Source organism: Lacinutrix sp. MedPE-SW, assembly GCF_001874145.1.
GTDB lineage: Bacteria > Bacteroidota > Bacteroidia > Flavobacteriales > Flavobacteriaceae > Lacinutrix.
The window spans coordinates 47,388-61,412 of sequence record NZ_MPCX01000012.1 but is presented as its reverse complement, the minus strand read 5'-3'; the positions used below and the strand labels follow the sequence as shown (position 1 = coordinate 61,412).

Annotated in this window: 20 protein-coding genes; 7 read left to right on the top strand and 13 right to left on the bottom strand. The window is 29.7% G+C overall.

Annotated features, from left to right (window positions below; all coding sequences use genetic code 11):
• Positions 1-4: 4 nt before the first annotated feature.
• Positions 5-214, top strand: coding sequence for a DUF6500 family protein (locus BM549_RS11650; protein ID WP_290470432.1), 210 nt, complete (start codon positions 5-7; stop codon positions 212-214).
• A 1-nt stretch (position 215) separates the two neighbouring features.
• Positions 216-437 carry a VF530 family DNA-binding protein gene (locus BM549_RS11645; protein WP_013870353.1) on the top strand — a complete coding sequence of 74 codons (222 nt, stop codon included), beginning with the start codon at positions 216-218 and terminating at the stop codon, positions 435-437.
• Positions 438-591: 154 nt separating this feature from the next.
• On the opposite strand, the gene BM549_RS11640 is transcribed toward BM549_RS11645, so the two are convergent.
• The 12 genes from BM549_RS11640 to BM549_RS11585 all read right to left on the bottom strand — a co-directional run bounded on the left by BM549_RS11640 (position 592) and on the right by BM549_RS11585 (position 9,747).
• Entirely contained in the window at positions 592-1,221 is a 630-nt protein-coding gene (locus BM549_RS11640; protein WP_290470431.1) for a hypothetical protein, read from the bottom strand.
• Positions 1,222-1,325: 104 nt separating this feature from the next.
• The gene (locus BM549_RS11635) at positions 1,326-1,994 is read right to left on the bottom strand and encodes a DNA alkylation repair protein (protein ID WP_290470430.1); all 669 of its coding nucleotides are present in this window, start codon (positions 1,992-1,994) and stop codon (positions 1,326-1,328) included.
• A 10-nt stretch (positions 1,995-2,004) separates the two neighbouring features.
• Positions 2,005-2,463, bottom strand: a complete 459-nt coding sequence (locus tag BM549_RS11630) for a tRNA (cytidine(34)-2'-O)-methyltransferase (protein ID WP_013870357.1) — start codon at positions 2,461-2,463, stop codon at positions 2,005-2,007.
• 70 nt (positions 2,464-2,533) lie between these two features.
• Positions 2,534-2,677: a hypothetical protein gene (locus BM549_RS11625; RefSeq protein ID WP_013870358.1), complete on the bottom strand. Its 144-nt coding sequence runs from the start codon at positions 2,675-2,677 to the stop codon at positions 2,534-2,536.
• A gap of 96 nt (positions 2,678-2,773) precedes the next feature.
• Complete coding sequence (locus tag BM549_RS11620; RefSeq protein WP_290470429.1) at positions 2,774-3,190, bottom strand: DUF805 domain-containing protein; 417 nt, start codon at positions 3,188-3,190, stop codon at positions 2,774-2,776.
• Positions 3,191-3,233: 43 nt separating this feature from the next.
• Positions 3,234-3,998 carry a tryptophan synthase subunit alpha gene (gene trpA / locus BM549_RS11615; protein ID WP_290470428.1) on the bottom strand — a complete coding sequence of 255 codons (765 nt, stop codon included), beginning with the start codon at positions 3,996-3,998 and terminating at the stop codon, positions 3,234-3,236.
• Between the two features lie 33 nt (positions 3,999-4,031).
• Positions 4,032-5,213, bottom strand: coding sequence for a tryptophan synthase subunit beta (gene trpB, locus BM549_RS11610; protein WP_290470427.1), 1,182 nt, complete (start codon positions 5,211-5,213; stop codon positions 4,032-4,034).
• A 3-nt stretch (positions 5,214-5,216) separates the two neighbouring features.
• Complete coding sequence (locus BM549_RS11605) at positions 5,217-5,852, bottom strand: phosphoribosylanthranilate isomerase (RefSeq protein ID WP_290470426.1); 636 nt, start codon at positions 5,850-5,852, stop codon at positions 5,217-5,219.
• Positions 5,853-5,856: 4 nt separating this feature from the next.
• The gene (trpC, locus tag BM549_RS11600) at positions 5,857-6,642 is read right to left on the bottom strand and encodes an indole-3-glycerol phosphate synthase TrpC (RefSeq protein WP_290470425.1); all 786 of its coding nucleotides are present in this window, start codon (positions 6,640-6,642) and stop codon (positions 5,857-5,859) included.
• Positions 6,643-6,680: 38 nt separating this feature from the next.
• Positions 6,681-7,673 carry an anthranilate phosphoribosyltransferase gene (gene trpD / locus BM549_RS11595; protein ID WP_290470424.1) on the bottom strand — a complete coding sequence of 331 codons (993 nt, stop codon included), beginning with the start codon at positions 7,671-7,673 and terminating at the stop codon, positions 6,681-6,683.
• Positions 7,674-7,717: 44 nt separating this feature from the next.
• Complete coding sequence (locus BM549_RS11590; protein ID WP_290470423.1) at positions 7,718-8,281, bottom strand: aminodeoxychorismate/anthranilate synthase component II; 564 nt, start codon at positions 8,279-8,281, stop codon at positions 7,718-7,720.
• Between the two features lie 71 nt (positions 8,282-8,352).
• Positions 8,353-9,747: an anthranilate synthase component I family protein gene (locus tag BM549_RS11585; protein ID WP_290470422.1), complete on the bottom strand. Its 1,395-nt coding sequence runs from the start codon at positions 9,745-9,747 to the stop codon at positions 8,353-8,355.
• Between the two features lie 315 nt (positions 9,748-10,062).
• Between BM549_RS11585 and BM549_RS11580 the strand changes: the two genes are divergently transcribed.
• The 4 genes from BM549_RS11580 to BM549_RS11565 all read left to right on the top strand — a co-directional run bounded on the left by BM549_RS11580 (position 10,063) and on the right by BM549_RS11565 (position 12,041).
• Positions 10,063-10,572: a TlpA disulfide reductase family protein gene (locus tag BM549_RS11580; RefSeq protein WP_290470421.1), complete on the top strand. Its 510-nt coding sequence runs from the start codon at positions 10,063-10,065 to the stop codon at positions 10,570-10,572.
• Positions 10,573-10,579: 7 nt separating this feature from the next.
• Positions 10,580-11,188 (top strand): thioredoxin family protein, encoded by a 609-nt coding sequence (locus BM549_RS11575; protein ID WP_290470420.1) that lies wholly within the window; start codon positions 10,580-10,582, stop codon positions 11,186-11,188.
• 120 nt (positions 11,189-11,308) lie between these two features.
• Positions 11,309-11,620 (top strand): rhodanese-like domain-containing protein, encoded by a 312-nt coding sequence (locus BM549_RS11570; protein ID WP_290470419.1) that lies wholly within the window; start codon positions 11,309-11,311, stop codon positions 11,618-11,620.
• A 22-nt stretch (positions 11,621-11,642) separates the two neighbouring features.
• Positions 11,643-12,041: a rhodanese-like domain-containing protein gene (locus BM549_RS11565; RefSeq protein ID WP_290470418.1), complete on the top strand. Its 399-nt coding sequence runs from the start codon at positions 11,643-11,645 to the stop codon at positions 12,039-12,041.
• On the opposite strand, the gene BM549_RS11560 is transcribed toward BM549_RS11565, so the two are convergent.
• Positions 12,031-12,867: an alpha/beta hydrolase gene (locus BM549_RS11560; protein ID WP_290470417.1), complete on the bottom strand. Its 837-nt coding sequence runs from the start codon at positions 12,865-12,867 to the stop codon at positions 12,031-12,033. The two genes, BM549_RS11565 and BM549_RS11560, sit on opposite strands and share 11 nt — an antisense overlap.
• Positions 12,868-13,095: 228 nt before the next feature.
• Here BM549_RS11560 and BM549_RS11555 point away from each other — a divergent pair, with 228 nt between their 5' ends.
• Positions 13,096-14,010: a polysaccharide lyase family 7 protein gene (locus BM549_RS11555; protein WP_290470416.1), complete on the top strand. Its 915-nt coding sequence runs from the start codon at positions 13,096-13,098 to the stop codon at positions 14,008-14,010.
• Positions 14,011-14,025 lie beyond the last annotated feature (15 nt).

Sequence of the window (14,025 nt, the reverse complement as noted above, 5' to 3'; positions counted from 1 at the left end):
TATTATGACCGAAGCTCTAAGAGACAAAATTATAGAAATTTGCGATAAAAAAATTGCTCAAAAAGGTAATACCGTAGGTTTGTCTTTTTATGCCTTTTTTAAAAACAAAAACGATAATCCCAAGTTGTTAATGGAGGCTGCAACATGGTGGATAGAAACCCACCAACTAGATCATTTTGAGAAAGCAACAAAAATAAAAAAAATGTTATCTTAATATGTCTCAACCTAATAACCCTCTACATGGTATTAAATTAGAACAAATTGTAACAGAGTTGCAAGCGCATTATGGCTGGGAATATTTAGGCTATAATATTAATATTCGTTGTTTTAATGATAATCCATCTGTGAAATCTAGCTTAAAATTTTTGAGGCGTACACCTTGGGCACGAAAAAAAGTTGAGGATTTTTATTTAGAATATTTAAAAAAGAATTCTTAAATAATTATCCGTTTTCGTTTAACGTGTATGTATATGGTTTGTTGCGTGGTTTATCACTTAACTTTACAAGTACACACCAAATTGGAAATTCTGCAGGAATTTCCAAAGTAGGCGAGAACAAGCAATTACTTATAGCCATTGTTGTAAAACGTATTTATTTATTCATTATTTGAGTTGCTTCCCAAATATATTCTATTCCAAATTCTCCAAAGTAACTTATATAGTCACCATTTTTAGAAATAACCACAAAACTACTACATGGATAATGATGTTCAAAAAATAGTCTTTCAATAGTTCCTTCTGGGTCTTTGTGCCAAGTCAAAATTCCATCATATTTTTTTAAGCCATCATTATCTTTATAAATATAAATTGGTTTAGTTTGTGCAACTTGACTGATTCCATCTTCTAATTGTCTGAACCAATTTCTCCTTGATTCTATTGGAGCTGAACCACTTGAATTACAAGGGTCTTTTCCTGGATAATAAATTATAACTATTGGTTTTGTAGAATCTAATTCTTGATTTATTTCTTTCTCAAGTAACGTTTCCAATAAGGCTCTGTTTGTTATTTTTCCACGTTTTTCTCTTAAAGTTAATTTTTTATGATTTGTAGAATCTCCGGGAATATCTAATAAATTATTTGTTAAACGGATTTTATGGAACGTTGATTTGCTAACTTCCATATTATTTTCATCGAAGTATCTTGTCCCTTCTTTTCCAGTTTTAGTAGCTGAGCAAGAGTGAATTAAAATTCCGATTATTGTTATTAGCAGGATTTTTTTCATATGTTTTACAATAGCTTATGATATCAAACCGTTTTAATGTTTAATATCATGTGTTAAACGAAGTTAGACTAAAAAAATAAGATTGTCAAGTAATTGCCAGAAGTTTAATTAATTAGCCTTAAAGCTTCTTTTTTGCTTAAATTACTTAAAACGGTTTCTTTTGTGAAATTTAAAACCCATTCTGGATTTGTACGACTGTATTCTCTTAAAATCCAACCAATAGCTTTATTTATAAAAAAAGTTTTAGAGCCTAGTAATTGCGATATGGTATAAGCCATTAATTCAGGATTTAAATCTTTTTTATATTTTAATTGAAATAATAATGCTGAGCGTTGTAGCCACATATTATTAGATTTAAGCCATTTATCTATGTATTGCTTTTGTAACTCTGGATATACTTTAAAATAATTGCCTATTAATTTTATGGCAATAAAGTCTACAGTATCCCACCAAGATTTATTGCTTACCATAAACTCATATAATGCAATATCCTTTTCTTGAATATTTTTCAAATATTTAAAAGCTAATTCTTGGCCAAAATATTGAAATTCACGCTGCGGTTTACTCCAAAGTGTTTTAACAATGGTTTCTAGATTTTCTTGTTTAGGTAAGTACGCTTTAACTAAAAAGGGCTTTTGTATGCGTCTTCTGTTTTCGGTTTTAATACCAAATGTTTTAAATTGGTTACGCATATAAGCTTCTTGCTTTATAGCTAATTCTAAATTTGAGTTCTTTTCAAATTCAGCCTCTAAAACCGAAATGAAATCTAGCATAAGTTACTTTTTAAATGGTATTAATTTGTTTTAAACCTTCATACACAACAATACTAACAGCATTTGCTAAATTTAAACTGCGAATGTGTTCGCTGTAAAGTGGTATTTTAAACAACTTATCTTGGTGTTTAGATGTTAATGATTTTGGTAAGCCTTTTGATTCTTTTCCAAAGACTAAAAATAAATCGTCTTCAAATTTAATATCCCAATGTTGTTTTGTGCCATGACTAGAAAGAAAAACCATTTTTTTAGTTTTATTTTTTTCTAAAAAGTCTTCTATATTATCATAATAATGAAGGTTTAAATGTTGCCAATAATCTAAACCAGCACGTTTTAATCGGGTATCGGTAATTTCGAAACCAAAAGGTTTTACTAAATGTAAAGTTGAACCAGAGCCTAAAGCAAGTCTGCCAATATTTCCAGTGTTATTAGGTATTTCGGGTTCTATTAATACTATGTTTAAAGCCATATAATGTATAAAAAGTAAAGCCTAAACTTAAATTAAGCTTAGGCTTCACAAAATAATAATTTAAAATAAATTATTTCTTTTTTTGTTGATCTTTGATAGTTGACTCGTCAATATCAAATTTATTAGTCTCTACATTTGTATTCCCAGTTGGGTTTGTAGGATTTGTTTGTGTTTTTGTTGTTTTAAATTTTCTTTTATCTGCTATAGTTCCCATAATATTTTTTTAGTTTTTAGATTTACTCTAAGTTATTAAAATAAAGCTATTTAACTATTAAAACTATTATAAGGTTTTGTTGTAGAAACGTTAAAACTAACTAATTACATGCGTGTTTTTACGCTCTGTATCTGCTCCTAAATTAGTAGGTTTTTTTGGGTCTGGTCCATATTCGTTTGGTCCCACATCGCCTTCTGTAGCAAATAAAATAATTAACCAAATTCCTCCAATTAAAGGTATTAATGATATTAAATAATACCAGCCACTTTTACCTGTATCGTGCAGTCTTCTTACCGCTACAGCTAAGCTAGGTATTACTACAGCTAAAGCATATATAAAATAAATAGCCATAAAAGCTGGAGCATCTAAAGAAGTTGCTAATACGCCACTTACTATAGCTAGTGCCATAATTATTAAAAAATTAAATAATGTAAACATCCAATATTCTTGACGTCTTGCTCTGCCTTCAAAATTTGCGTAATTATCTCTTACGACTTTTAAATACCATTCCATAAATTAAGGTTGTTAGTTGATTAATAATGTACCAATATAACTATTAATTTATAATAGATTTTATAAAATTGTCAATTTTCGATAAACCACTTTTTGTAAGATTTTTTATAAAAGCTGAGCCTATTATTGCACCTTTAGCATGTTGTGTAGCTTGAGAAAAGGTTTCGTTATCTGAAATACCAAAACCAATAATTTGAGGGTTTTTTAGATTCATTTTTGCAATACGTTTAAAGTATTTGGTTTGCTCGTCTCCAAAACCAGAATTACTTCCAGTAACACTTGCGCTACTTACCATATATATAAATCCATTTGAAATAGAGTCTATAAAATTAATTCGCTTTTCACTTGTTTGTGGTGTTATTAAAAACACATTTATTAGACCGTATTTTTCAAATACTGCTTTATATTTTTCGTTATAAACATCTACAGGCAAGTCTGGAATAATTAACCCATCTATACCAACATCTTGACATTTTTTACAAAATGCTTCTACACCATATTGCAACATTGGATTAAAATAACCCATAATTATTAAAGGTATAGAAACTCTTTGTCTAATATCTTTTAATTGTTTAAAAAGTACATTAGTAGTCATACCATTTTTAAGTGCTTGCGTTGAACTGGCTTGTATTGTTGGTCCATCGGCTAAAGGATCGCTAAATGGTAATCCTATTTCTATCATGTCTGTTCCGCTCTTTTCAAGCTTTTCAATAATGGTAACAGTATCATTTAATGTAGGATAACCAGCTGTAAAGTAAATGCTAAGTAGCTTTTTATCTTCTTTTAGTTTTTTATTTATTCTGTTCATGTTTGCTTATTAGTAAAAGGCGTTTCTTTTTTATTACAGATCAAAATGTTTTATGTAGGTATCTAAATCTTTGTCACCACGACCAGATAAATTAATTACTACAATATCGTCCTCTTTAAATGTTTTTTTATTTAAAACTGCAAAGGCATGAGAACTTTCTATGGCAGGAATAATACCTTCTAATTTGCATAATTCTAAGCCAGATGTCATTGCTTCATTATCTGTGACCGAGATAAATTCTGCTCTTCCAGATTTATATAGATGCGCATGCATTGGTCCAACACCAGGATAATCTAATCCTGCTGAGATTGAATATGGCTCGGTAATTTGCCCGTCATCAGTTTGCATTAACAATGTTTTACTACCGTGAATAATACCTTCTTTTCCAAGTGCTGAAGTTGCAGCGCTTTCACCAGAATGTACACCTTTACCAGCAGCTTCAACAGCTATTAAATTTACATTAGTATCTTCTAAATAATGATAGTATGATCCAGCAGCGTTGCTACCACCACCAACACAGGCAATCACATAATCTGGTGTTGTTTTGCCTTCCTTTTCTTTTAATTGCCATTGTATCTCTTCTGATACTACTGCTTGAAAACGAGCAACCATATCTGGATATGGGTGCGGACCAACAACGCTACCAATAATATAATGTGTATCTACAGGATTATTAATCCAATCTCTTATCGCTTCGTTTGTTGCGTCTTTTAATGTTTTACTTCCAGAAGTAGCAGGTATTACTGTTGCGCCTAACATTTTCATTCTTGCAACATTTGGAGCTTGGCGAGCAATATCTATTTCTCCCATGTAAACTATACATTCTAAGCCCATAAGCGCACAAACAGTGGCAGTTGCAACACCATGCTGTCCTGCTCCAGTTTCTGCAATTATGCGTTTTTTACCTAAACGTTGCGCCATTAAAATCTGTCCGATTGTATTGTTTACTTTATGTGCACCAGTGTGGTTTAAATCTTCTCTTTTTAAATAGATTTTAGTTTTGTACTTATCACTTAATCTTTTTGCAAAATACAGTGGTGATGGACGCCCAACGTAATCTTTTAGTAATTGATCAAATTCCTTTTTAAATGATGGTTCTGCCATTACTTTTAGGTAGTTTTGGCGTAACTCTTCAACATTTGGATAAAGCATTTCTGGAATGTATGCACCACCAAATTCACCGTAATATCCTTTGTCGTCTATATTATAAGTCATAATTTATCGTAGGTAATTAGTGTCTATTAATTTTTGCTGAAATGTTTTAAGTTTAGCAGTATTTTTTAAACCAGCAGCAGTTTCAAATTTGCTATTTAAATCTACCGCAGCGCAAAATTCAGATTCTGGTCTTTTTAAAAATAGAAGTAATGAATCCATTTCTTTTGGTCCAATACCACCACTTAAAAAATAGGGTTTTATTGATGGGTATTTTTTTAAAACGTTCCAGTTAAACGTGTATCCATTTCCGCCTGGTTCTTTGCCTTTAGTATCGAATAAATAATAATCGCAAACGTCTTCAAAAGGTTCTAAAACTTTAAAATTAAATTGGTTTTTTATAGAAAACACCTTAATTACTATTATGCCTAAGTCTTTTAAACTTTTACAAAGTTCTGGAGTCTCATCACCATGAAGTTGTACACCTTGTAAATCGTGTTTTTCTACTTTACCTCGAATAAAATCGAAAGTAGCATTAACAAAAACGCCAATTTTTTTTATACTTTCTGGGAGTTCTGGAATTGTGGTGTTAAAATGTCTTGGTGATTTCTCATAAAAAATGAAACCCATATAACCTGGATTTAACTCTGCAACATCTAAAATGTTGTTTTCATTTTTCATTCCACATATTTTTAGTTTCATAATTTTATAAGTTTATTTGTTTTATAAATTGTTTTGCACTTTCGCCTGCGTTATTGGTTTTCATAAAGTTTTCTCCTATTAAAAAGCCTTTATAACCAAACGGTTTTAAGGTTTTTATAGCCTCAACACTACTAATGCCACTTTCTGAAACTTTTACAAATTCGTTAGGTATAAGTTCACTTAATTGTTTGCTTGTTTCTAGGCTTACTTCAAATGTTTTTAAATTTCTATTATTAACGCCTAATAGATCTAAACTTGGCATTATAGACTTATGCAATTCTTCTTCATTATGTACTTCTAATAGCACTTCTAAGTTTAAACTTTTTGCTAGTTCTGAAAATTGCTTTATTTCTTTTTTAGTGAGTATTGCTGCGATTAGTAATATAACATCTGCACCGTAAGCTTTTGCTTCAATAATTTGATAGCTATCAATAATGAACTCTTTACGTAATAATGGTAGGTTACAATTTGACCTTGCTGTAAGTAAATCGTCTAAAGAACCACCAAAATATTTGCCATCTGTTAAAACCGACATGCCACAAACACCAGCATTTTCATAGCCTTTAGCAACATCGAAAACATTTAAGTCGTGATTTATAACTTGTTTTGATGGAGAACGACGTTTATGTTCTGCAATAATTCCAGAAGTGCTATTTTTTAAATTGTTAACTAAAGAAACTGCTGTTTTGCTAAATAATACAGATTGCTCTAATTGTTTAATAGGTATTAATTGCTTTCTAAGATTAACTTCTATGCGTTTGTCTCTGGTTATTTTATCTAAAATATTCATAATGTACTTCTTGTACTTTTAAGTTAGAAAATACTTAGTTATTTACTTAATTCTATAAGTTTTTCTAGTGCTAGTTTTGCTTTACCGCTTTCTAAACTTTCTTTTGCGCGTTCAAATCCTTCTTTATGTGAAATGCCATCAACAGTTGCGATTGCTAGACCAGCATTAGCACAGACTACATTGTTTTGAGCTTGGGTACCTTTACCGTTAATAATATTTTTAAATACTTTAGCTGCTTCTTTTACTGTAACACCACCAAAAATTTCAGACTCTTCTATTTGTTCAATACATAAATCTGATGGTTTTAATATAGATTCGCTTGCATTGGTAATAATTTTAGTATTACTAGTTAAAGAAATTTCATCGTAACCGTCTAATGCGTGAACAATACTATAATTGGTATTTGTATTTTGGTATAAGTAACCGTATAATCGTTGTAATTCTAAACTAAAAACACCTACCATTTGGTTTTTAGGAAATGCTGGATTTACCATTGGGCCAAGCATATTAAAAAATGTTTTTACACCTAATTCTTTTCTAATAGGTGCAACATTTTTCATAGCGGGATGGAATAGTGGTGCGTGCATTACACAAATTCCAGCTTGGTCTATTTGTGTTTTTAGTGTATCAATATCATTAGTGAATTTTACACCTAGAGCTTCCATGACATTAGAGGATCCAGATGCAGACGATACACCATAATTACCATGTTTTGCAACTTTTACATTGGCACCTGCAGTGACAAATGATGATAAGGTAGATATATTAAAGGTATTTTTACCGTCACCACCAGTTCCACATAAATCTATGGCATTAAAATTTGATAAATCTACTGGAATGCATAACTCTAAAAGGGCATCGCGAAAACCTTGAAGTTCGTTTAGTGTAATACTTCGCATCATAAATACGGTAAGAAAAGAAGCAATTTGGTTTTGGTTGTATTGACCAACAGAAATATTTATTAGAACATTTCTTGCTTCTTCTGTTGATATGCGTTCATGATTAATTAGTCTATTAAGTATATTTTTCATTAAAAAAAATTGATTCTATTATAATTGAAAAGGTTTTTTGTATTTTAATTGTTTATCCAGTTTTCTAACATTTGTTTGCCATTTGGTGTTAAAACACTTTCTGGGTGATATTGAACGCCTTTAACATCGTAAATTTTATGTCTAAGTGACATAATTTGGCCGTTTTCATCAAAAGAGGTAGCTTCTAATGTATCTGGTAAGTCTGTATCTACAACCCAAGAGTGGTAGCGACCAACTTCAATTGTTTTTTCCATGTTATAAAAAAGTGGTTCATTATCTACTGTAATGTTTACTTTGGTTGAAACACCATGAAAAACGGTATCTAAGTTAATTAATTTTCCTCCAAATACTTCTCCAATGGCTTGTTGACCTAAACAGACACCAAGAATACTTTTTGTTGGAGCATATTTTTCTATTATGGCTTTAAGTAGTCCTGCTTCTTCTGGAATTCCCGGTCCTGGAGATAATACTATTTTTTTAAAAGGTTCTACATCTTTTAAAGTGAGCTTATCATTTCTTTTAACAGTTACCTCACAATTTAAGTCTTCTAAGTAATGGACTAAGTTGTAGGTAAAACTGTCGTAATTATCTATTACTAATACTTTCATTTTTTTTAGCTATTTGCTTTTAGCTTGTGGCTTTAAGCGTTTATTTACACATTATCTTCTTTGGGTATTATTTAAATCTCTTTTGCTAATTCAATAGCATTTGTTAGAGCTCCAAGTTTATTATAAACTTCTTGAAGTTCGCTTTCTGGGTTAGATTTTGAAACTATTCCGGCTCCTGCCTGCCAATGTAATTGATGGTTTTTACTTAAAAATGTCCTAATCATTATGGCATGGTTATAATTGCCATTAAAATCCATAAAACCAATGGCGCCACCATAAAAAGCACGGCTTGTTTTTTCGTATTTTTCAATAAGTTGCATGGCATTGTGTTTTGGTGCTCCACTTAAAGTTCCAGCAGGAAAAGTGTCTGCGACAACTTGCATTGTAGAAGATTCTTTATTTACTTCTCCAGTAATTTTACTTACAAGATGTATAACATGCGAAAAAAACTGAGCTTCTTTATAAGTTTCAACTTTTACTTTACTACCATGTCTACTTAAATCGTTTCTAGCTAAATCTACAAGCATTACATGTTCTGCATTTTCTTTATCATCGTTAGCAAGTTTTTTTGCTAATTCTGCATCTTCTTTATCGTTTCCTGTGCGTTTAAAAGTACCTGCAATTGGATGAATTTCAGCCATTCCATTATTAACTACCAACTGTGCTTCTGGAGAACTACCAAATATTTTAAAATCACCATAATCAAAATAAAATAAATATGGTGATGGATTTATACTGCGCAATGCACGGTAAACGTTAAACTCATCGCCTTTAAACTGTTGTGAGAATTTTTTTGATAATACTAATTGAAAAACATCACCTCTAGCACAATGTTTTTTGGCTAGTTTTACATGTTCTTTATATTCGTCATCTGTTAAATTAGATTCAATTTTAGATTGAGATTTAAATTTGTAAGACGCAAAATTGGTAGACTGTATAAGATGAAGAACTTCTTCTATATTATTTTCTGTTCCGTGGCAATGCGCAAAAATATAGGCTTCGTTTTTAAAATGATCTATTGCTATAATATTTTGGTAAACAGCATAGTAAATATCAGGTATGTCTATAGAATTAGGTTTTTTTGAAATTTCTACATCTTCAAAATATTTAACAGCATCATAAGCGGTATAGCCAAAAATTCCATTATTAATAAATTTAAACGTTTCTGCAGAATCTACTTTAAAACGTTTAGTGAATTTATGTATCATTTTAGGCACATTTGTAGTACGGTTTCTTAATTTACTACCATCTGGAAAACTCTGTTCTATAGTGTTTCCAGAAACTTTTATAGTGGCAATAGGATTAAAACAGATGTAAGAAAAACTATTATCGTTTGCATGATAATCGCTACTTTCTAATAAAATACTGTTTGGAAATTTATCGCGTATCTTTAAATAGATACTTACAGGTGTAATAGTATCGGCTAATATTTTTTTGTAATGTGTATATAAACTAAAAGTTTTCATGTGTGCTGAATTTATCTCAGTGTTAATTTTGATTGTTCTCTAAATATAAAAATAAACCAATAAAAAAGGCTTGTCGTGAATGACAAGCCTTTTTTATATTATATAAAATATACGTAGGAGTTTATTCACGAATTGTTTTTCGAGAAGTCCACCACCAAGTATGATTTAATTTTGAGTTCATTTATTTAAAGCTAAATAGCTATTCTTTTTTATAAAGTTCAAATATATAAATCTATATTTTGTTAGCAAATAAAATTTAACGTAAATATTTGTTAAATAATATTGAAGATGCATTTTGCTTATTATTTTTATGGTATGAATAAATACCTTTTAATTTTAGTTATATTATTTTCCAGTTGTAAATCTGATAAAAAAAATCAAGATTTTCTAACAGAAGATTACAATGTAAAACTTGAAGTTTATAATTTTGATGAGTTAGAACCACTTTTAACTAAAAAAGATGATAAAGTTTATGTGGTAAACTTTTGGGCAACTTGGTGTGCACCTTGTATTAAAGAATTACCATATTTTGAAAAATTAAATGAAGATTACAAGTCTAAAAATGTTGAAGTGATTTTAGTAAGTTTAGATTTTCCAAATCAATATGAAAAACGATTAAAACCTTATATAAAAAAAAACAAATTACAATCTAAAGTAGTAGCTCTAAATGATGTAGACTCAAATACATGGATACCGAAAATAGATAAAAACTGGACAGGAGCAATACCAGCAACAGTTATTTATAGCAGTGAAAAAAGAGCATTTTATGAGCGTTCTTTTAATTACAGTGAGTTAGAAGAAGAAGTAAATAAATTTTTAAAATAAATATATTATGAAAACTATTAAAAAATGGAGTGCTTTATTATTAATTGCAGTTATAGCAAGTGCTTTTACAAGTGTCAATAAGGGTTATAAAATTGGAGATATAGCAACAGATTTTAAATTAGAGAATATAGATGGCAAAATGGTATCTATGTCTAATTTTGAAGATGCTAAAGGATTTATAATAACATTTACATGTAATACATGTCCATACGCTGTTGCTTATGAAGATAGAATTGAAGCATTAAATAAAATGTATGCTCCTAAAGGCTATCCTGTAATTGCAATTATGCCTAATAATATAGATGTTAAACCTGGAGATAATATGGCTGCAATGCAAAAAAGAGCAAAAGAAAAAGGTTTTACATTTCCATATTTAATGGATAAAGATCAAGAAATTTATCCGCAATATGGTGCAACAAAAACACCTCATATATACGTTTTAGAAAAAACCAAAAAAGGAAATGTTGTTAAATATATAGGAGCAATAGACGATAATTACCAAGATGCTAGTAAAGTAAAAACTAAATACGTTGAAAATGCTGTAAATGCATTGTTAAATGGAAAAGAAATTGAAGTTAAAGAAACTAAAGCTATAGGCTGTTCTATAAAGGTTTAATTAACTTCACATAATATTATTTAGCCTGAAGTGTAACACTTCAGGTTTTTTTTCGTCTATATCATAATAAAACGTTAAATTGATTAACTTTACATGCTAAAAAAAGCTAATAAAATTAAAATGGCAGATTTATCACAAGAGCAATGGAAAGCACAGTTAGAAGCAGACGATAATGCTTTTATTTTAGATGTTAGAACAGAAGAAGAAGTTGCAGATGGTTACATACCAAACGCTAAAAATATAAATATTTTTAAAGGTCAAGCTTTTATATATGAGTTAGAAGCACTAGACAAAAATAAAAACTATTACGTGTACTGTAAATCTGGAGGAAGAAGTGGACAAGCTTGTTCTATAATGAATCAATTAGGTTTTGAAAATGCTTATAACCTAGTTGGTGGTTTTCAAGAATGGACTGGCGAAAAAACACAATAACTACATTTAAATTAATAATAATATGAAAACTAAAATAATTGTACTTGCTTTATTTTTAGGTTTTACTTTACTAAACTGTGAAGATAAAAAAAACAATCCTGTTACTGTTGTTTCTGTTGAAGAAATGGACACGCTTCTTTCATTAGAGAATGTGCAATTAATAGACGTTAGAACAAAAGACGAATACGATAAAGGACATATTAATAAATCTCAAAATATTGACTTTAATTCACCAACTTTTGATACAGATATTATTGGCTTAGATAAAGAGAAACCAGTAATATTATACTGCCAACGTGGTGGTAGAAGTGCTAAATGTGCTGAGAAAATGCAAAAAGCAGGTTTTAAAAAAATATACGATTTAAAAGGAGGTTTTTCTAAATGGCAGTTTAAAGCTCTTGATTTAAAAGTTAAATCTTAGTTTTATTTATAAAATTTACTATCTCATCATACCTTTTTACCCAAGGAAAAAAGTAATGAGACATCATAGGTACATGTTTTTTGTCTAAAATAATTTTTTCTAATTTTGGTTGATAAGGTTTTAGAGCTTCAACAAAAGCTGAATTAGATGTCATAATAGAAGGATAAGTTTTAGACCCTACATAAATTAAAAAAGGAGGCGTTTCATCATTTAAAAAATAAATTGGTGAAGCGTCTTTCCAGTTTTCAGGGTTTTTAGTCCAAGTTACATCATAATGATATTTGCTAGTTGGCGCATTTTCTTCTAAATAACTTTTCATATCTAATCCTGCCGCATCGTTTAAAATAACACCCTTAATATCTTTTTTGTTTTTTAAATATTTAGGATTTGTACTTATTAGTGCTACTAAATGACCACCAGCACTATGTCCCATAACATATATTTGGTTTGGGTCTCCTTTATATTTATCAATGTTGTTTTTTGTCCACTCTACGGCTTGGGCTATTTGTTTAGCCATTAAATCATAGTTAGCATTTGGGCTTAAAGTATATCCAGGAATAACAGTTACAATATCATTTTTAGCAAAGTTTCTTCCTAAAAAGCCATAGGTTTTTTTATCTCCATCTTTCCAGTAACCACCATGAACAAAAATAACTACAGCATTTTTATCTGTAGTTGTTTTTTTGGGTTCAAATACGTTTAGTGTAGGTTTATTATCATTTATTTTTTCTGTTTTAGTTAGGTATGTAATGTCTTTAATTTTTCTTGAAGCGCAATTAAAAAATAGCAGGCATACTAAAGGTATAATAAATAATTTTAGTTTCATATTAAGGGTTTTAATTGCTAATTTAAATAATTAGGAATTTACTTTACGTTAATAGAATTGTAAAGATCGATATCTTAAGCGGTGTGATTTTATTATATTCTCTAAAATTTAACATTAAACTTTACTAGTTAAAAATTTGGAGAGCTGTTAAATATCATTATATTTGGTAAACCAATCTGGTAAACCAGTTGATTTGTTTAATTAATTCTGCTGTTAATTCTTTATAAAATGTATAAGTATTTACTTGTTTTTTCAATAGTGTTTTTTGTTAATTGTTCTAGTAATAATGAAGTTGATAATAGACCAGAAAGCTCTCAAAACCCAACTTTACCTTCAGGAGAAACAGGTGATGATAATAATCCTATTTATGCTCCAATAGATTTTTCAAACTGGAAAGTTACGCTTCCTGTAGATGAAAATAATAATGGTGGTCCAGACGAGTATCAACCGGCTCAATTAATTAATTTTAGTTATCAAACCTTAGAGCCTGTTATACCTTTTATGTATGATGATATAGAGGATAGTTCATTGGTCTTCTATACCTATCCAGGTGTTTCTACCACAAACAGTTCTTATTCTAGAACTGAGTTAAGAGAACTTATTAACCCTAGCAACTCAAGAGAGAATTGGACCTTATTAGAAGGTGGAGAGATGACTGGTCAATTAAAAATAGATTCTATCTCACAAAATACAGACTCAAGCGATGAATACCATAGAGTTATAGTCATGCAAATTCATGGTATTATATCTCAGGAAGATATGGATATACATAATTTTTCATCTAATAATGGTCCGCCATTAATTAAAATATATTGGAAAGATGGCTATATCTGGTCTCATAAAAAGTCACTTATAGATGAAACTACTTCTGGAGACGATTTGTTAGATACTTCTAGTAGTACTTGGTATGATATTAAAGAAAACTTAGGCTATGTTGGTTTCGAAAGCTTTTCTTTTAGAATAACAGCTTCAGATGCTAGAGTAGAGGTGCAATTAAATAATAACGAGGCTTTTGTTTATCAAGATGTAAGTCTAGATAAATGGCCTTTTGAAAATTATTTTAAAGCAGGTAATTATCTAAATTCAACAAATTCTAATGCTTTTTCTTACGTGAAATATTACAATTTACAGGTTACTCATTAATAAAAAAAAACAATA